General features: G+C 70.7%; 16 protein-coding genes. 9 read left to right on the top strand and 7 right to left on the bottom strand.

The genetic code is table 11. The features are described from left to right. The first annotated feature begins 47 nt into the window (after positions 1-47). Together AC1PME_RS08550 and AC1PME_RS08545 are read left to right on the top strand one after the other, a co-directional pair. A complete protein-coding gene (locus tag AC1PME_RS08550) occupies positions 48-518 on the top strand; it encodes a guanyl-specific ribonuclease (protein WP_481097869.1) in 471 nt (156 codons plus the stop codon). Further along, positions 515-958, top strand: a complete 444-nt coding sequence (locus tag AC1PME_RS08545; RefSeq protein WP_481097868.1) for a barstar family protein — start codon at positions 515-517, stop codon at positions 956-958. Before AC1PME_RS08550 ends, AC1PME_RS08545 begins: the two co-directional genes overlap by 4 nt. Before the next feature lie 279 nt (positions 959-1,237). Here AC1PME_RS08545 and AC1PME_RS08540 read toward each other — a convergent pair whose 3' ends face one another. Continuing rightward, the gene (locus AC1PME_RS08540) at positions 1,238-3,133 is read right to left on the bottom strand and encodes an ATP-binding cassette domain-containing protein (RefSeq protein ID WP_481097867.1); all 1,896 of its coding nucleotides are present in this window, start codon (positions 3,131-3,133) and stop codon (positions 1,238-1,240) included. 419 nt (positions 3,134-3,552) lie between these two features. Between AC1PME_RS08540 and AC1PME_RS08535 the strand changes: the two genes are divergently transcribed. The 3 genes from AC1PME_RS08535 (at position 3,553) to AC1PME_RS08525 (ending at position 6,342) form a co-directional block, all read left to right on the top strand. Beyond that, positions 3,553-4,242 (top strand): alpha/beta fold hydrolase, encoded by a 690-nt coding sequence (locus AC1PME_RS08535; RefSeq protein ID WP_307549899.1) that lies wholly within the window; start codon positions 3,553-3,555, stop codon positions 4,240-4,242. Positions 4,243-4,450: 208 nt separating this feature from the next. Then, complete coding sequence (gene dbpA / locus AC1PME_RS08530; RefSeq protein WP_481097866.1) at positions 4,451-5,827, top strand: ATP-dependent RNA helicase DbpA; 1,377 nt, start codon at positions 4,451-4,453, stop codon at positions 5,825-5,827. Continuing rightward, entirely contained in the window at positions 5,824-6,342 is a 519-nt protein-coding gene (locus AC1PME_RS08525; protein ID WP_481097865.1) for a DUF6985 domain-containing protein, read from the top strand. Before dbpA ends, AC1PME_RS08525 begins: the two co-directional genes overlap by 4 nt. Before the next feature lie 58 nt (positions 6,343-6,400). On the opposite strand, the gene AC1PME_RS08520 is transcribed toward AC1PME_RS08525, so the two are convergent. From AC1PME_RS08520 to AC1PME_RS08510, 3 genes are read right to left on the bottom strand one after another with little or no spacing between them, the layout of a single operon-like run. Then, complete coding sequence (locus AC1PME_RS08520; protein WP_481097864.1) at positions 6,401-6,940, bottom strand: adenine phosphoribosyltransferase; 540 nt, start codon at positions 6,938-6,940, stop codon at positions 6,401-6,403. Between the two features lie 48 nt (positions 6,941-6,988). Next, positions 6,989-10,114, bottom strand: coding sequence for an efflux RND transporter permease subunit (locus AC1PME_RS08515; protein WP_481097863.1), 3,126 nt, complete (start codon positions 10,112-10,114; stop codon positions 6,989-6,991). 6 nt (positions 10,115-10,120) lie between these two features. Beyond that, positions 10,121-11,281 carry an efflux RND transporter periplasmic adaptor subunit gene (locus tag AC1PME_RS08510; RefSeq protein ID WP_481097862.1) on the bottom strand — a complete coding sequence of 387 codons (1,161 nt, stop codon included), beginning with the start codon at positions 11,279-11,281 and terminating at the stop codon, positions 10,121-10,123. A gap of 104 nt (positions 11,282-11,385) precedes the next feature. Between AC1PME_RS08510 and AC1PME_RS08505 the strand changes: the two genes are divergently transcribed. After that, a complete protein-coding gene (locus AC1PME_RS08505; protein ID WP_481097861.1) occupies positions 11,386-12,048 on the top strand; it encodes a TetR/AcrR family transcriptional regulator in 663 nt (220 codons plus the stop codon). Between the two features lie 19 nt (positions 12,049-12,067). Here the strand turns inward: AC1PME_RS08505 and AC1PME_RS08500 are convergent, their stop codons facing one another. Then, positions 12,068-13,639, bottom strand: coding sequence for a protein adenylyltransferase SelO (locus tag AC1PME_RS08500; protein ID WP_481097860.1), 1,572 nt, complete (start codon positions 13,637-13,639; stop codon positions 12,068-12,070). Between the two features lie 268 nt (positions 13,640-13,907). Here AC1PME_RS08500 and AC1PME_RS08495 point away from each other — a divergent pair, with 268 nt between their 5' ends. Next, a complete protein-coding gene (locus tag AC1PME_RS08495; protein ID WP_481097859.1) occupies positions 13,908-14,801 on the top strand; it encodes an alpha/beta hydrolase in 894 nt (297 codons plus the stop codon). Between the two features lie 33 nt (positions 14,802-14,834). Here the strand turns inward: AC1PME_RS08495 and AC1PME_RS08490 are convergent, their stop codons facing one another. Both AC1PME_RS08490 and AC1PME_RS08485 read right to left on the bottom strand, forming a co-directional pair. Beyond that, positions 14,835-15,527 carry a glutathione S-transferase family protein gene (locus AC1PME_RS08490; protein ID WP_481097858.1) on the bottom strand — a complete coding sequence of 231 codons (693 nt, stop codon included), beginning with the start codon at positions 15,525-15,527 and terminating at the stop codon, positions 14,835-14,837. Between the two features lie 207 nt (positions 15,528-15,734). After that, on the bottom strand, positions 15,735-15,944 hold the full coding sequence (locus tag AC1PME_RS08485; protein WP_209031199.1) for a cold-shock protein: 210 nt from the start codon (positions 15,942-15,944) through the stop codon (positions 15,735-15,737). Positions 15,945-16,436: 492 nt separating this feature from the next. Here AC1PME_RS08485 and AC1PME_RS08480 point away from each other — a divergent pair, with 492 nt between their 5' ends. Further along, positions 16,437-16,982: a YaeQ family protein gene (locus AC1PME_RS08480; RefSeq protein ID WP_254461156.1), complete on the top strand. Its 546-nt coding sequence runs from the start codon at positions 16,437-16,439 to the stop codon at positions 16,980-16,982. After that, positions 16,979-18,175 carry a BaiN/RdsA family NAD(P)/FAD-dependent oxidoreductase gene (locus AC1PME_RS08475; protein ID WP_481097857.1) on the top strand — a complete coding sequence of 399 codons (1,197 nt, stop codon included), beginning with the start codon at positions 16,979-16,981 and terminating at the stop codon, positions 18,173-18,175. The genes AC1PME_RS08480 and AC1PME_RS08475 overlap by 4 nt, the downstream gene beginning before the upstream one ends. The last annotated feature ends 166 nt before the right edge of the window (positions 18,176-18,341 follow it).

Raw genomic sequence — 18,341 nt, 5'->3', positions numbered from 1 at the left:
GCGATGGCGCCGTTCTGCGCGCCGCCGCCGTTCCTGCAGGAGAGTCCATGCGCAAGCCCGTGCTGTTGATCGCCGCCATCGTCTTGCTGGTGGGCGGGCTGTGGGGCATCCGCGGGCTGCAGCACCCGCCGCACCCGCAATTCGCGCCCTCGCTGGACGCCGCCGCGCAGGCGCCGTACACCGTGCCCGGCAAGGCCGCCGCGGCATCGGATGCCACGGCGCCGACACTGCCGGCGTTCCTGCCACCCGAAGCCCGCGCCACGGTGGCGCTGATCCTGCGCGGCGGGCCGTTCCAGCATCGCCAGGACGGCAGCGTGTTCGGCAACCGCGAGAACCGGTTGCCGGCGCAACCGCGCGGCTACTACCGCGAGTACACCGTCGACACCCCGGGCCTGTCGCATCGCGGCACGCGCCGCATCGTCACCGGCGGCACCCCGCCGCAGGTCTGGTACTACAGCGACGACCACTACGGCAGCTTCCGCAGCTTCCAGGTGGACGGTACGAGGACGACACCATGAGCGGCTTCCCGTTCGCACTGAACCTGGCCGAGCCGGCCGCCTCCGGCGTCTACCGCGTCGCCAACCGCGACCTGGACAGCGTCGCTGCCCTGGCCCGCGACGCCGGCCTGCGGCTATGCCGGATCGACCTGCACGGCTGCACCGGCAAGGCCATGCTGCTGATGCGGCTGGCCGCGCAACTGGACTTCCCGCCCGGCTTCGGCCGCAACTGGGATGCGCTCACCGACGGTCTGCGCGACCTGTCCTGGCTGCCCTCGCCGCGCGGCTACGCGCTGCTGCTGGAGGATGCCGGACAGTTGCAGGCGGTGGCGCAGCCGGCATTCGACGTGCTGTTGGAGATCCTCGACGACGTCGCCCGCGAGTGGGCGCAGGACGGTCTCAGCTTCGTCGCGTTCGTGGGCGGCAGCGAGGATTCGGAAGCGCCTGCGGAGTCCGACTGAGCGCAATGCGTAGGAGCGGCTTCAGCCGCGACCGGCCGTCGGAGCGATCGCCATCGCGACCGGCGTGCGAACTGATGCCATCGCTCACTATTGGTGGCACAGGCACATCCGTGGACGCGAGCCCGCGCGCACCGAGTAAGAACGGCGTCAGCCGCGACCGCATTCACCGGGAACGCCCGTCGCGGCTGAAGCCGCTCCTACGACGAGCGCACACGCGACGCTCCAGCCGGAGCCGCCTAGCTGTGGCGGCTGCCGTTCCGGGTCCCGGGTCCCGGCCTTTCACCCGTCCAGTTCGCTCCAGCGCGCATACGCCGTATCCAGGTCCGCCTGCGCCTGGCTCAAGGCCTGCGTGTGTGCGGTCACCGCCGCCGCGTCGCGCTGGTAGAACGCCGGGTCGGCCATCGCCTCGGTCAGCGCCGCGACCTGCTGTTCCAGCGCTTCGATCCGCGCCGGCAGTTGCTCCAGTTCGCGCGCGTCCTTGTAGCTGAGCTTGCGCTTGGCCGGTGCGGACGCGGGCGCCGCAGCCGCCGCCACCGGCGTGGTCGCCGCGGCGGTGGCCGACGCCTTCGCCACCGCCATCGCGCTGGCCGGTGCCGCCGGGCGCTGGCGCACCCAGTCGCTGTAGCCGCCGACGTATTCGCCGATGCGGCCATCGCCTTCCATGACCATGGTCGAAGTCACCACGTTGTCGATGAAATCGCGGTCGTGGCTGACCAGCAACAGCGTGCCGCTGTAGTCGCCCAGCAGCTCTTCCAGCAGCTCCAGGGTTTCCACGTCCAGGTCGTTGGTCGGTTCGTCCATCACCAGCAGGTTGGACGGCTGCGCGAACAGCCGCGCCAGCAGCAGGCGATTGCGCTCGCCGCCGGACAGGCGGGTGATCGGCGCGCGCGCGCGTTCCGGGGTGAACAGGAAATCCTGCAGGTAGGCATGCACGTGCTTGCGCTTGCCGTTGACCTCGATGAAGTCGCGGCCTTCGGCCACGTTCTCGATCGCGCTCCAGTCCTCGCGCAGGGTGGCGCGGTACTGGTCGAAGTACGCCACCTGCAGATTGGTGCCGGCGCGCACTTCGCCCTGGTCCGGGGTCAGTTCGCCCAGCAGCAGCTTCAGCAGCGTGGTCTTGCCGCTGCCGTTGGGGCCGATCAGGCCGATACGGTCGCCGCGCAGGATGGTGGTGGAAAAATCGCGCACCATGCTGCGCGCGCCGAAGGCGAAACTCAGGTCCTTGGCCTCGATCACCTTCTTGCCGGAGGACTCGCCCTGCGCGGCCTCCATGCGCACGTTGCCGCCGAGTTCGCGGCGCTGGGTACGCTCGCGGCGCATCGCTTCCAGGCGTCGCACCCGGCCCTCGTCGCGGGTACGCCGCGCCTTGATGCCCTGGCGGATCCACACTTCTTCCTGCGCCAGCAGCTTGTCGAAGCGCGCGTTCTCCTGCGCCTGCGCGTTGAGCCGCTCCTCGCGACGGCGCTCGTAGTTGGCCCAGTCGCCCGGCCAGCTGCTGACCTGGCCGCGGTCGATCTCGACGATGCGCGTGGCCAGGGCACGCAGGAAGCGCCGGTCGTGGGTCACGAACACCACACTGCCGTTCCAGCCCTTGAGGAAGCCTTCCAGCCAGTCGATGGCCTCGATGTCGAGGTGGTTGGTCGGTTCGTCCAGCAACAGCAGGTCCGGCGCCGACACCAGTGCCCGCGCCAGCAGCACGCGGCGCTTCATGCCGCCGGACAGCCGCGCGAACTCGGCATCGCCGTCCAGCTCCAGGCGGGTCAGGGTCTCGTTGACCCGCTGGTCCAACGCCCAGCCATTGGCGCCATCGATCTTGGACTGCACCGCGCCCAGCGCATCGCCGTCGAACTCGGCGGCATGGCTGAGCCGATGGAACTCGGCCAGCCAATGGCCGAGCTCGCCCAGGCCGTCGGCGACCACGTCGAACACGCTGCCGGCGGCGCCGTGCGGCACCTCCTGCTCGAGCCGGGCGATGCGCACGCCCTGCTGCACGCGGACCTCGCCGTCGTCGGGCTTGAGCTCGCCGGCGATCAGTTTCATCAGGGTGGATTTGCCGGCGCCGTTGCGGCCGATCAGGGCGATGCGTTCGCCCGGCTCGATCGACAGGTCGGTCTTTTCCAGCAACAAGGGGCCGCCGACGCTGTAGTCGAGGTTCTGCAGAGTGATAAGAGGCATCGCGCCATTGTACGTGGATGCGCCCGTCGCCGAAGCCGACGCGTGCCGTCCTGTCCGTCGGCCATCGGCCATCGGCCATCGGCCATCGGCGCCAGCCAGCGCATCGCGCTGGAGCGGATCGGGGCGCGGTTCGGCGCGAACAAACGCGACAAAGCCTGCGAGGCTGCGGTCGAACGCATGCAATGCGGCCTTTGGCGACCAGGGCTCCCGGGTGCGACTCACAGTCGACACCGGAAAAGCCACCCCGCGTGCCGTCGATTCCTGCTGCACCTAAACGCCGAGCCGGCGGATCTAGAGCCGGAGTAAGACCAGCGCCGCCCGGCTAGACTGACCCACCCGCGTCTGGATGCCGCCCGTTTGTCCGCCATGCTCTCGTACCTTCGCCATACTGCGGCCGCCCGTCGGAGCGCGTTGCGCCAATGACCGCGCTCGTCATCCTGCCCGGCCTGGACGGCACCAGCGAGCTGCTGGGCGAATTCGTCGCCGAAGCCCGGCGTTGCTTCGCGCAGGTGACGGTGGTGGCCTATCCGAGCGACCAGCCGGCGTCGTACGCGGAACTGGAGCAATTGGCACGGCAGTCGCTACCGCAGCAGCGCTTCGTCCTGCTCGGCGAGTCGTTCTCCGGCCCCGTCGCCCTGTCGCTCGCCGCGCAACACCCGCCCGGCCTGGCTGGCCTGGTCCTGTCCACCACCTTCGCCCGCAACCCGGTCCCGGCGCTGGCGCCGTTCGCGGCGCTGACGCGCTTCGCACCGGCGCATCGCCTGCCCATCGCCGCATTGCGCTGGTGGCTGCTCGGCCGCTGGGCCACGCCCACGCTGGAGACGCAACTGACGCGTACGTTGCGCGGGATCGCTCCCGCGGTGTTGCGCGACCGCGCGGCCAGCGCCCTGCGCGTGGACGTCAGCGCGCGCCTGGCCGACATCGCCGTGCCGACCCTGTACCTGCGCGCCAGCCACGACCGGCTGATGCATCGCACGGCCGGCACCACGATCCTCGCCAGCATTGCCGGCGCCCGGTGCATCGAGTTGCCCGGCCCGCACCTGCTGCTGCAGACCGCCCCTGCTGCAAGCACGCGCGCCATTGCCGATTGGCTGACCACGGTGGGCTGAGCGGACACCCGCGTATCGAACCGATGCAGATGCCGTTTCTCTTGGCTCGCAACTAGACCTTTCCTCCGAGTTTTAGAGGCACGCCCGTCGCGGCTGAAGCCGCTCCTACGACGCGCAACGGGCATGACGCGATGCTCAGCGCTCGCCGGACCACCCAATCCCGAATCCCCACTCCCGAATCCCCGCCGTCAACCGGCTAAAATGCCGCATGACCGATTTCGCCACCCTCTCCCTCTCCCCGGCGCTCGCGCCCGGCATCGACGCGCTCGGCTACACCAGCATGACCCCGGTGCAGGCGCAGAGCCTGCCGCCGATCCTGGCCGGGTGCGACGCGATCGTGCAGGCGCCCACCGGCAGCGGCAAGACCGCGGCGTTCGGCCTGGGCCTGCTGCACAAGCTGGACCCGACGCTGAGCCGCGCGCAGGCGCTGGTGCTGTGCCCGACCCGCGAACTGGCCGACCAGGTCGGCAAGCAGTTGCGCAAGCTGGCCACCGGCATTCCCAACATGAAGCTGGTGGTGCTGACCGGCGGCATGCCGCTGGGCCCGCAGTTGGCCTCGCTGGAGGCGCACGACCCGCAGGTGGTGGTCGGCACGCCCGGCCGCATCCAGGAGCTGGCGCGCAAGCGCGCGCTGCACCTGGGCGGGGTGCGCACGCTGGTGCTGGACGAGGCCGACCGCATGCTCGATATGGGCTTCGAGGAGCCGATCCGCGAGATCGCCAGCCGCTGCGACAAGCACCGGCAGAGCCTGCTGTTCTCGGCCACCTTCCCCGAGGCGATCCGCGCACTGGCGCGCGACCTGCTCAAGGACCCGGCAGAGATCACCGTCGAGGGCGCCGACAGCGCCCCGGAGATCGACCAGCAGTTCTTCGAGGTCGACCCCACCTACCGGCAGAAGGCGGTGGCCGGCCTGCTGCTGCGCTTCACCCCCGAATCCAGCGTGGTGTTCTGCAATACCCGCAAGGAGGTCGACGAGGTCGCCGGGTCGCTGCAGCAGTTCGGGTTTTCGGCGCTGGCGCTGCATGGCGACATGGAACAGCGCGACCGCGACGAGGTGCTGGTGCGCTTCGTCAACCGCAGCTGCAACGTGCTGGTGGCCAGCGACGTGGCCGCGCGCGGGCTGGACGTCGAAGACCTGACGGCGGTGATCAACTACGAACTGCCGACCGACAGCGAGACCTACCGCCACCGCATCGGCCGCACCGCCCGCGCCGGCAAGCACGGCCTGGCGCTGAGCCTGGTGGCGCCGCGCGAGACCGCGCGCGCGCAGGCGCTGGAAACCGAACAGGGCCAGCCGCTGCGCTGGTCGCGCGCGCCACTGGCGACCGCGCGGCCGGCGCAGTTGCCGCAGGCGGCGATGGTCACCCTGCGCATCGACGGCGGCAAGACCGACAAGCTGCGTCCCGGCGACATCCTCGGCGCGCTGACCGGCGATGCCGGCCTGTCCGGCGCGGCGATCGGCAAGATCGCCATCTACGCCACCCGCTCCTACGTCGCCATCGCCCGCGCCCACGCCGGCAAGGCGCTGGCGCAGCTGCAGGCGGGCAAGATCAAGGGCCGCCGGTTCCGGGTCGCCAAGCTGTGAGCGCGACTACGCGGATCCTGGCGTCGCTGCACCCGGACGAGGACGGCAACCTGTGGAGCGATGCGGTGCCGGTGCCGTGGATGCGCGACAGCTGCTGCTTCGTGCTGGTGGGGTGCGACGCCGGCGACGTCCCGGCCGACGCGGCACCCGCCATCGAGACCTTCCTGCAGCTCGACGCCGCGGTGTTCGCCGCGGCCGCGCCGCACGTGTTCGCCTACTACCGGCACACGCAGGCGCTGTGCGCCAAGTACGGATGGCCTTCGCCGGACATCGCCGGCCCCGCCGAGGTATGGGCGCACGTGCAGTTCGGCAGCGAAGCCTATGTCCGTCGCCACCGCGACGGCCGCCTGCGCATCAGCCTGGAATGCAACTGCGACTGGGAACAGGAACACGGCCTGCACCTGGTGTTCGCCGACGATGGGCGGATCTGCAAGGTCGGCCCGTTCGACGGCAAGCTGAGCCACGCCGCCGCGCATGCCGACCCGGCGCTGGAAGACGTGATCTACCCGCATTGAGCCGGCTGCCGGCGCGGGTGCGACCGCTGCCGGCCTCGCCCGCGCGCAGCCTCCGGCCTCAGTAGCGCAGCGGCGCGGTGAGCGGAATGTCCGCCGGCCAGCGCGCCCGCGCGCCCAGCGCGGCCAGTTCCACCAGCACCGTCGCCGCGACCACCTCGGCGCCCACCCGCTGCGCCAGCGCCAGCGCCGCCAGCAGGGTGCCGCCGGTGGCCAGCACGTCGTCGACCAGCAGCACGCGCATGCCCGGCTGCAGCGCGTCGGCATGGATCTCGATGCGGTCGCGGCCGTACTCCAGGCCGTAGTCCTGGGCCAGGGTCTGCGCCGGCAGCTTGCCGGGCTTGCGCACCGGTACGAACCCCACGCGCAGTTCGTGCGCCAGCGGCGCGCCGAGGATGAAGCCGCGCGCCTCGATGCCCAGCACCGCGTCCAGCGGGGTGCCGCGCCAGGGCTGGGCCAGCGCATCCAGGGCGGAGGCGAAATCCGGCCCGTCGGCCAGCAGCGGAGTGATGTCCTTGAACAGGATGCCGGGCTTGGGGAAGTCCGGCACGTCGCGGATTCGGGTGGCCCAGGACAGGGGTTCGGCAACGGCGTCGGTCATGGTCGCGCGTCCCGGCAGGCCGGGACGATCCAGTGAGGGCGTGACATCCTACCCGCTGTGCGCCGCCGTTGCCGCATCCGCCGGGTTGCGCCGCAGCGCGCGCCGCACCAGCACGAAGAACAACGGCACCAGCAGCACCGCCAGCACGGTGCCGGTGACCATGCCGCCGATCACGCACACGCCGATCTCGCGGCGGCTGGAGGCGCCGGCGCCGGTGGACAGCGCCAGCGGCAGCACGCCGGCGACGAACGCCAGCGAGGTCATCACGATCGGCCGCAGGCGCAGCCGCGCGCCTTCCAGCGTCGCCTCGAGCAACGGCATGCCCGCGCGCTGCCGCGCTTCGGCGAACTCGACGATCAGGATCGCGTTCTTCGCCGACAGGCCGATCGTGGTCAGCAGGCCCACCTGGAAATAGATGTCGTTGACGAACCCGGCCAACGTGGTCGCCAGCACCGTGCCGACCACGCCCAGCGGAATCACCAGCAGCACCGCCACCGGGATCGACCAGCTCTCGTAAAGTGCCGCCAGGCACAGGAAAATGAACAGGATCGAGGCGGTGTACAGCCACAGCGTCTGGTTGCTGGACAGCTGCTCCTGGTAGGACAACCCGCTCCACTGCAGGTCGAACCCCTGCTGCTTGGCCACCAGCGCCTGCATCCGCTGCATCGCCTCGCCGGAACTGCTGCCGGCCGCCGCACCGCCCTGGATCTGCGCCGCCGGCAAGCCGTTGAAGCGCTGCTGCAGTTGCGGGCCGCGGGTCCAGTGGGTGCTGGCGAAGCTGGCGAACGGCGCCATCTGCCCGCCGCTGCCGCGCACGTACCACTGCGCGATGTCCTCCGGCAGCGCGCGGTACGGCGCATCGCCCTGCACGTACACGCGCTTGACCCGGCCGCGGTCGATGAAGTCGTTGACGTAGCTGCCGCCCCAGGCGGTGGCCAGGGTGGCGTTGATGTCGCTCTGCGCCAGGCCCAGCGCGCTGGCCTGGGCGTGGTCGATGTCCACCTGCAGCTGCGCCTTGTCGCCCAGGCCGTTGAGCCGCACCGCGGTCAGCTGCGGATCGTCGCCGGCGTCCTTGAGCACCTGCTGCTGCGCCTTCAGCAACGCCGCGCGGCCGGCGCCGTCGCTGTCGCGGATCCACAGCTCGAAGCCGCTGGACTGGCCCAGGCCGCGCACCGCCGGCGGCGACAGCACGCTGATCTTGGCGTCGCCGACGTTGCGGAAATGCGCGTTGGCGCGGTCGATGATGGCCTGCGCGGTATTGTCGCGATTGCGCTCCCCCCACGGCCTGAGCGCCACGAAGGCCTGGCCGGCGTTCTGCCCGGTGCCGGCGTTGTTGCGGCCCACCACCATGAAGATCGCGGTGAGATTGGCCTTCTCGTGGGTCATGAAGTAGTCGCTGATGCGATCGCCCAGCGCCTGGGTCTTGGCCAGCGGCGTGCCTTCCGGGGTGGTGAACTGGATCTGCACCTGGCCCTGGTCCTCCACCGGCAGGAAGCCGGTGGGCATGCGCATGTACAGCACGACCATCGCCAGCACCACCAGCGCATACAGCGCCAGCCAGCGCCGCGGCCGCTGCAGCACGGAGCCGAGGCGCCGCTGGTAGGCCTGCTGGCCACGCTCGACGCTGCGGTTGAACCACCGGAAGAAGCGGCCGAGCTTGCGTTCCTGCTCCACCGGCTTGAGCAGGGTCGCGCACAGCGCCGGGGTCAGGGTCAGCGCGACCAGCGCCGACAGCGCCATCGCCGAGGCGATGGTGATGGAGAACTGCCGGTAGATGATGCCGGTGGAGCCGCCGAAGAACGCCATCGGCAGGAACACCGCGCCCAGCACCACGGTGATGCCGACCAGCGCGCCGGTGATCTCGCCCATCGAGCGCTCGGTGGCCTCGCGCGGCGGCAGGTGCTCCTCGTGCATGATCCGCTCGACGTTCTCCACCACCACGATGGCGTCGTCGACCAGCAGGCCGATCGCCAGCACCATCGCGAACAGGGTCAGCGTGTTGATGGTGAAGCCGGCCGCGGCGAGGATGCCGAAGGTGCCCAGCAGCACCACCGGCACGGTGATCGCCGGGATCAGCGTGGCGCGGGCGTTCTGCAGGAACAGGAACATCACCACCACCACCAGCACGATGGCCTCGGCCAGGGTGTGCACCACGTTCTCGATCGAGATCCGCACGAACGGCGTGCTGTCGCGCGGATAGGCCACGTCCAGGCCCGGCGGGAAGGTCGGCTTGAGCCGTTCGATGGTGGCGTGGATCGCGTCGGAGGTGGCGATCGCATTGGCGCCGGCGGACAGCGTCACCGAGAAGCCGGACGCCGGATGGCCGTTGAGGGTGGCGTTGTTCTGGTAGTTCTCCGCGCCGATCTCCACCCGCGCCACATCGCCCAGGCGCACGCTGGAGCCGTCGGCGCGCGTGGCCAGGATGATCTGGCGGAATTGCTCGGGGGTCTGCAGCCGCGACTGCGCGGTCACCGTGGCGTTGAGTTCCTGCTCGGCGCCGGTGGGCAGCGCACCGAGTTCGCCGGCGGTGACCTGGGTGTTCTGCGCCAGGATCGCGCTGCGCACGTCGCCGGGCATCAGTTGGTAGGCATTGAGCTTGTGCGGGTCCAGCCACACCCGCATCGCGTACTGCGCGCCGAACACGTTGATCTCGCCGACGCCGTTGATGCGGCTGATCGGGTCCTGCAGGGTGCTGACCAGGTAGTCGGAGATGTCGACGTTGTCCATGCGGTCGGTGCGGTCGTACAGCGCCACCGCCATCAGGCTGTCGCCCTGCGACTTGGCCACGGTCACGCCCTGCTGCTGCACTTCCTGCGGCAGGCGGTTGAGCGCCTGGTTGACCGCATTCTGCACCTGCACCTGGGCGATGTCAGGATTGGCCGCCTGGTCGAAGGTGATGCTGATCCGCGCCTGCCCGGACGAGGAACTGGTCGAGGAGAAGTACAACAGGTGGTCGATGCCCTTGATCTGCTGTTCGATCACCTGGGTGACGCTGTCCTCCACCGTCTGCGCCGAGGCGCCGTTGTAGGTGGCGGTGACATTCACCGACGGTGGGGCGATGTCCGGGTACTGCTCGATCGGCAGCGTGAACACGGCGATGGCCCCGGCGGCCATGATGCAGATCGCCAGGACCCAGGCGAAGATCGGGCGGTGGATGAAGAAACGCGGCAGCATGCCGGCTCAGCCCTGGCCGGCGGCAGGGGCGGCCGTGGCGGCGGCCTTCACCGTCACCTTGGCGCCGTCGCTGAGGCCCTGCCGGCCCGCCACCACCACCCGCTCGCCGGGCTTGAGGCCATCGCCGACCAGCCAGCGGTTACCGACCGCGCGCAGCGTGGTGAACTCGCGCTGGCGCACCACGTTGTCGGCGCCCACCACCCAGGCCACCGCCTCGCCGCGCGGGGTGCGGTCCACCGCCGCCTGCGGCACCAGCAGGGCCTGCTGGCGCACGCCCTGCCCGACCAGCGCGCGCACGTACATGCCCGGCAGCAGTTGCGCGTCGGGGTTGGGGAAGCGCGCGCGCAGGGTGACCGCGCCGGTGGTTTCCTCCACGTCGAGGTCGGCGAATTCCAGCGTGCCCGGCAGCGGGTACTCGGTGCCGTCGGACAGGGTCAGCCGCACCTGCGTGCTGGCCGGCTGCACGCCGCCGGCGGCGATCGCCCGGCGCAGCGCCAGGAACTGGTTGCCGGACTGGGTGATGTCCACGTTCATCGGATCCAGCTGCTGGATCTTGGCGATGGCGTCGGTCTGGTTGGCGGTGACCAGCGCGCCGGGCGTCACCCGCGCGCGGCCGATGCGCCCGCCGATCGGCGCCAGCACCGTGGCGAAGCGCAGCTGCGTGCGCGCGGTGTCCAGCGCCGCGCGTTGCGCGTCGCGGCTGGCCAGCGCCTGCTTGTAGGCGGCCTGCGCATCGTCCACGTCCTGTTGCGCGGCCAATTGGGTCTTGCCCAGGGTGCGATAGCGCTCGGCGCGCAGCGTGGCGGCGGCCAGCGTGGCCTCGGCGGTGGCCAGGTTGGCCTGGGCCTGGTTCGCGGCGGCCTGGTACAGGGTCGGCTCGATCTGGAACAGCGGCTGCCCGGCCCGCACCGTGGCGCCCTCCTCGAACAGCCGCTGGCGCAGAATGCCGCTGACCTGCGGCCGCACCTCCGATTCCTCCGAGGCCACGGTGCGCCCGGCCAGCTCCACGCTCAACGGCACGCTCTGCGGCTGCAGGGTCACCACCTCCACCGTCTTCGCCGCCGGCGCCACTGCCTGGCCCCCGCCCTTGCAGCCGGCGAACGCGAGCACGACGACGGACAGCAGCAACGGCAGCGCGCGGCGGCGCTGGACGAAAGGCGCGGGCATGCGCTTGATCCTGGGGACGACGAGGGGGATCATTTAATTTACTTAAAGACAAAAAAACAATCATGAAGGGAAGCACACCCCTTGCCCGCCAGGAGGCACAGGCAGTGGCCACGGCGCCGGGGGCAGCGGCATCGGGCGCGCCCACCCGCCCGCGCGGACGGCCGGCGCTGGCGCGACCGCGCCTGCTGGCGGCGGCGCGCACGCTGCTGCTGGAGCACGGGCTGGAGGTGTCGCTGGAACAGATCGCCAGCCGGGCCGGGCTGACCCGGCAGAGCATGTACAACCATTTCGCCAGCAAGGCCGAGCTGCTGATGCAGGTGTTCGAGGCCTTGAGCGAGGAACTGCAGACCCGCCTGGAGAACATCGGCAGCGCCACCGCACAGGACCTGCCTGCGACCCTGCGGCAGATCGCGGTGACCGTGCCCGCGCACCTGTACGCGCCCGACGCCTTGCGCCTGCATCGCCTGCTGGTGCAGGCCAGCGCGCAGATGCCGGACCTGCTGCAGTCGCTGCACCGGCGCCGCGCCGGACGCCTGCGCGAGCGCCTGAGCGCCTTGCTGCAGACCCTGCACGCGCGTGGCGACGTGCAGGTCCCCGCTCCCTCCCTCGCCGCCACCGCGTTCATCGGCGCCACCTTCGGCTATGCCTATCCCGGCGCGATGCTCAACGGGCAGGCGCCGGACGCGGCCGCGCAGCAGGCGCTGGCGGAAGAAGTGGTGGCGACCTTCCTGGCCGCCTGGCGCTACCGCGGCGCGACGCCGTCCTGAGCGCACGCGCCGGCCCCGCTCAGGAACTGCACGACAGCATCGAACAGCCGGCCCGGCTCCGCGCCCAGTCCGGGCGTTTGGCCGCGAAGGCCTCGCGCCCGGGCTGCTCGTCGTAGGGATGGCGCATCACCTCCAGCAACTCGTCGATGCCGCCGGTGTCGCCCTGCTCGGCACGGTCGATCGCCTGCTGCGCCAGGTAGTTGCGCAGCACGTAGCGCGGGTTGGCCGCGCGCATCTTCTCCACGCGCGCGGCGGCGGGCAACGGATCCTGCTGCAGGCGCTGCGCATAGCGCGCCAGCCAGGCCTCGAACGCCGGCGCCTGCGCCGCCAGCCTGGCGGGGTCGTAGAACGCCTCGGCCAGCGCCGCCAGCGCCTGCGCCGGCATCCACGCCTGCCGCGGCAGCGCGCTCAGCCCGCGGAACCACAAGGTCATGTCGACCTCGCCCTGCTGCAGCAGGTCCAGCAACGCGTCCATCAACGCCACATCGGCGTCGCCGCAGGTCTCCAGGCCGAGCTTGGCCGCGATGCTGTCGCGCTCGGCCTGCGCGTATTCGGTGCGGAACCGCTCCAACCCGTCGTGCAGCGGTGCGACGTCGCCGAACAGCGGCGCCAGCGCCTGGGCCAGCCGCCCCAGGTTCCAGTACGCGACCTGCGGCTGGGTGCCGAAGCGGTAGCGCCGCCCTTGCGCGTCGGTGGTGTTCGGAGTCCAGTCCGGGTCGTAGTCGTCGACCCAGCCGTACGGGCCGTAGTCGATGGTCAGCCCCAGGATCGACATGTTGTCGGTGTTCATCACCCCGTGCACGAAGCCGACCCGCATCCAGTGCGCCACCATGCGCGCGGTACGCGCGCAGATCTCGGCGAACCAGGCCGCATCGCGCGTGGCGCCGGCGCCCTGCAGTTCCGGGAAATCGCGCGCGATCACCAGGTCGGCCAGGCGCCGCAGCAGCGCCGTGTCGCCGCGCGCGGCCGGCAGCTCGAAACTGCCGAAGCGCACGAACGACGGCGCCACCCGGCACACCACCGCGCCCGGTTCGGCGCGCGGATGACCGTCGTAGAACATGTCGCGCACCACCGTCTCGCCGGTGCCGACCAGGCTCAGCGCGCGCGTGGTCGGCACGCCCAGGTGATGCATGGCCTCGCTGCACAGGAACTCGCGGATCGAGGAGCGCAGCACCGCGCGGCCATCGGCGCCGCGCGAGTACGGCGTGGGCCCGGCGCCCTTGAGCTGCAACTCCCAGCGCCGTCCATCCGCGCCCAGGGCCTCGCCCAGGGAGATCGCGCGGCCGTCGCCGAGCTGCCCGGCCCAATGCCCGAACTGGTGGCCGCCGTAGTTGGCCGCGTAAGGCTGCATGCCCGGATAGCGCGCATTGCCGGCGAACACCGCGGCGAACTGCGGCGCCCGCACGTCCTGGCCGGACAGCCCGAGCAAGGCCGCCACCTCCGGCGAATACGCCAGCAGGCGCGGCGCCGCCACCGGCGTCGGCTCGACCGGCGACCACAACGCCCCCAGCACCTCGCGGCGCCGCGGACCGGTTTCGGGGTCGCCAGGCAGTTCGGCGACGAAGCGATTGTCGAAACGCAAGGCAGACATGGGCAACAGCGTAGAAGTCGTAGCCCGCATTGGAAAGGCCGCAGGGTGAGCATACGGTGCACGCCCGGCGCCGCTCGGGCCGGCAAAGCCCCTCTCGCCCCGGGAGAGGGGTTGGGGTGCGGGTCCGACTGCCGCAACGTCACAGCGCCCATGCAAGAAGCCCGCGCCCCAGCAAATCCCCAATCCCGGATCCCCAATCCCCGCCCCACCTCCACTCGCCGCCGACACCGGCATCCGGCATGCTCCGCGCTCCTCTCAGGGATCGCCCATGTCCGACCGTCCGTTTCCGCCACGCTGGCCCCGCAACGTCCTGATCGCCGTGTCCTCGCTGCTGGTCTCGGCCTGCAGCAGCCTGTTCTTCGGCGGCCTCAACGCCAGTTCCTCGCGCCACGGCCTCAGCGAGCAACGCGGCATCGTCTACGACGCCGCGCATGGCCTGGCAATGGACGTGTACCGCCCGGCCGGGGCGCAGCATGCGCCGGTGGTGGTGTTCTTCCACGGCGGCACCTGGAAGACCGGCAACCGCCAGAACTACCGCTGGGCCGGCGAAGCGCTGGCGCGGCACGGCGTGGTCGCGATCGTGCCGGACTACCGCAAGTACCCGCAGGTGACCCTGGACGGCTTCATGCGCGACGCCGCCGCCGCGGTCGCCTGGAGCCAGCGCCATGCCGCCGACTACGGCGGCGACCCGCAGCGACTGGTGCTGATGGGCCACTCCGCCGGCGCGCACATCGCCGCGCTGCTGGCCACCGACGGCCACTGGCTGCAGGCGCAGGGCCTGTCGCCGCGGCAGTTGTGCGGCCTGGTCGGCCTGGCCGGCCCCTACGATTTCCTGCCGTTGACCGACCCGGACCTGATCGGCATGTTCGGCCAGGACCCGGCGCAGCAAAAGCGTTCGCAGCCGGTGACGTTCGTCGACGGCGACGAGCCGCCGGCGCTGCTGCTGCACGGCGACGCCGACACGGTGGTGGCACCGCACAACAGCCAGTCGCTGCAGGCCGCGCTGCAGCGCGCCGGGGTGCCGGCGACACTGAAGACCTATCCCGGCGTCGGCCACATGCGCCTGGTGCTGGCGCTGCGCAAGGACGACCCGGCACTGCCGGTCATGGCCGACAGCATCGCCTTCGTGCGCGCCTGCCCGGCGCGTCCGGCCGCTCCCTGAGCCTGCGGAAGGCGCGGCCGGGGCGAAGCGGGTTCAGCCGTCCGCACCGCCGAGCAGTTCGAACGGACCGCCCTGCTGCAACGCGCGCTGGTAGGCGGGACGCTGTTCGATCCGCTGCACGAACCCGGCCAGGTGCGGATGCGCCTGCAGGCCGGTGCGCGCCGCCGCGGCCTGCACCGGGAAGCTCATCTGCACGTCCGCGGCGGTGAAGCGGTCGCCGGCGAACCAGCCGGTGGCCGCCAGCTCGCGCTCCATCCAGTCCAGGTGCAGGCGCAGCTGTGGCCCGACGAAGCCGCGCATCGCCTTGTCGACGATGGCCTTGGCGATCGGCCGGGCGAAGAACGGCATCTTCGCCGAGCGGATCCGCCCGAACACCAGGCTCATCAGCAGCGGCGGCATCGCCGAGCCTTCCGCGTAGTGCATCCAGTAGCGGTAGCGCAGGCGCTCGGGCGAATCCAGCGGCTGCGGCGCCGGCGACAGGGTGCAGCCGGTGTCGTAGCGGTCCACCAGATAGTCGAGGATCGCCCCGGACTCGGCCAGCACGTGGCCGTCGTCCACCAGCACCGGCGACTTGCCCAGCGGGTGGATCGCGCGCAGTTCCGGCGGTGCCAGCATGGTCTTGGGGTCGCGCTGGTACTTGATCACCTGGTACGGCAGCGCCAGTTCCTCCAGCAACCACAGCACGCGCTGCGACCTGGACTGGTTGAGGTGATGCACGGTGATCATGGCGACGGCTCCGGAACTCGGGGGCCGCCATGGTAGCCGGATGCAGGGGTGAACCCGCGCATGCACGGGCAGCGCCGCTGCGCCTGCGACATGACCGCGGCAGCGCCCCAACCGGCGCGAACGATGTCCGGGAAAAACGATCGTCCAAACAAAAACGCCGGAAGCTTGCGCTTCCGGCGTCTGGCTACCTTGCGGTGGCGGGCGTCCTTAGACGGCCTGCACCTGGTCAGCCTGCATACCCTTCTGGCCCTGCACGGCGACGAAGGTCACCTTCTGGCCTTCCTGCAGCGACTTGAAGCCGGTGCCCTGGATCGCACGGAAGTGCACGAACAGGTCCGGGCCGCTTTCCGGGGTGATGAAGCCGAAGCCCTTGGCATCATTGAACCACTTCACGATACCGTTCTGACGGTCAGACATTTGCTAACTCCTGAAACATTGAATTGAAGAAATCGCAGCCATCGGAGATCGAGGCCGAGACTGAGTTGCAGGCGTTAGTAAAGCGAGCGGAACGATGAAGCGGATCGCGAGATCTACTGCACCAAGCCACGATTCACGGTGACTCTAGCAAACACAGTGGGGCCACCATACGCGGGTCGCGCTCAAAAAGCGACATGTTTGTGTAGACAAACCGGGACTCACCACAAAGAAGCTGAACCTCACCCTAAAGTTAGCGCCAGCGCGGCCGATCCCCGTGCCGATTCGCGGAAACTGCGCAAATCCGCCGCCGTCCCCGGCAACGCCGACTGACCCCGCGGTCACGCCGGAGGCGCCCGTCTCGGCCCACCGCACCCATCGCCCCTCCTCCCGGAAACGCCGGACCGGCCACCGATCCTCGCCTCCCGGGCAGGTCCAGGACCGCCTGCGCCGCCGCACGCCGTATCCTATGCGCCCTTCGATCCCGGTAGCCGCATGGCCCTCACCGCCACCCTCCGCAAGGCGGAGCTGCAGATTTCCGACATGGACCGCGGCTACTACGCCGCGCATTCCCTGACCCTGGCGCAACACCCGTCCGAAACCGACCAGCGGCTGATGGCGCGCCTGCTGACCTTCGCCCTGTACGCCGACGAGCGCCTGCTGTTCGGCAAGGGCCTGAGCAGCGACGACGAGCCCGACCTGTGGCGGATGGACTACACCGGCGCGATCGAACAATGGATCGAGGTCGGCCAGCCCGACGAATCGCGGGTGCGCAAGGCCTGCGGCCGGGCGCGCTCGGTGGTGGTGGCCAATTACGGCGGCCGCGCCGCGGACATCTGGTGGGAGAAGAACGCCTCGGCGCTGGGCAAGCTCAAGCCGGTGCAGGTGATCGACCTGCCGGCCGATGCGGTCGCCGCGGCGGCCGAGCTGATCCAGCGCAGCATGCGCTTCGACGTGATGATCCAGGACGGCGAGGTGCAGTGGCTGGGCGACGCCGGCAGCGTCACGTTCACCCCGACGGTGCGCAAAGCCGCGGCATGAGCGCCGGGACCGCCCCCATCCGCAGCGACGTCGTGGTGATCGGCGCCGGCGCCGCCGGACTGATGTGCGCGATCGCCGCCGGCCAGCGCGGCCGCCGGGTGCGGGTGATCGACCATGCCAACAAGGTCGGCAAGAAGATCCTGATGTCCGGCGGCGGCCGCTGCAACTTCACCAACACCGGCACCGGGCCGGGCAACTTCCTGTCGGCCAACCCGCACTTCTGCAAGTCGGCGCTGGCCCGCTACCGTCCCGCCGACTTCATCGACCTGGTCGAACGCCACGCCATCGCCTACCACGAGAAGGAACTGGGGCAGCTGTTCTGCGACCTGTCCTCCAAGCAGATCGTGCGCATGCTGGTGGACGAATGCGCCGCGGCGGCGGTGACGGTGCGCACCGGCTGCAGCGTGCGCGCGGTGGAACGCGGCAGCGAAGGCTTCCGCCTGGACACCGACGACGGCCCGGTGCATGCGGCCTCGCTGGTGGTGGCCACCGGCGGCCTGTCCATCCCCAGCCTCGGCGCCAGCGGGTTCGGCTACGACCTGGCGCGGCAGTTCGGCCATGCGGTGCTGCCGACCCGCGCCGGCCTGGTGCCGCTGACCCTGAGCGGCAAGCACCAGGAGCGCCTGCAGGACCTGTCCGGGCTGGCGCTGCCGGTGGAGGCCCGCTGCAACGGCGCGCGCTTCCGCAACTTCATGCTGATCACCCACCGCGGGGTCAGCGGCCCGGCGATCCTGCAGATCTCCTCATATTGGCAACCGGGCGACGACCTGCGCCTGGACCTGCTGCCGGGGCAGGACGCGGCGGCCTGGCTGCGCGACCAGAAGCGCCTGCGCGGCGCCGCCGAGCTGCGCACGGTGTTGGGCGAGGCGCTGCCGCGCCGCTTCGCGCAGCGGCTGTGCGAGGTGTGGCTGCCGGACAAGCCGGTGCGCCAGCTGGACGAGCCGCAGCTGCGCGCCGCCGCCGAGCTGCTCGGCGCCTGGCCGCTGGTGGCCAGCGGCACCGAGGGCTACCGCACCGCCGAAGTCACCCTGGGCGGCGTGGACACCGACCAGGTGTCGTCCTCGACCATGGAATCGCGGCGCGTGCCCGGCCTGTACTTCGTCGGCGAAGTGCTCGACGTCACCGGCTGGCTGGGCGGCTACAACTTCCAGTGGGCCTGGGCCTCGGGCCATGCTGCTGGCTTGGCGGCCTAGGGGCCGGGAATGGGGAATGGGGAATGGGGATTTGACACAGCGCGCGTTGCTTGCGTGCGTCTCGGCCTTCCCCGGGAACATTCCCGCTCTTGCGATTCCCCATTCCCGATTCCCCATTCCCATTCCGACATGGACGCGACAGCAGGCATCGTGTATTAAACCCCGT

It is taken from the genome of Xanthomonas sp. NCPPB 901, assembly GCF_056725085.1.
Note: the sequence above shows the minus strand (reverse complement) of the source record. Positions and strands in the feature narration are given on the sequence as shown.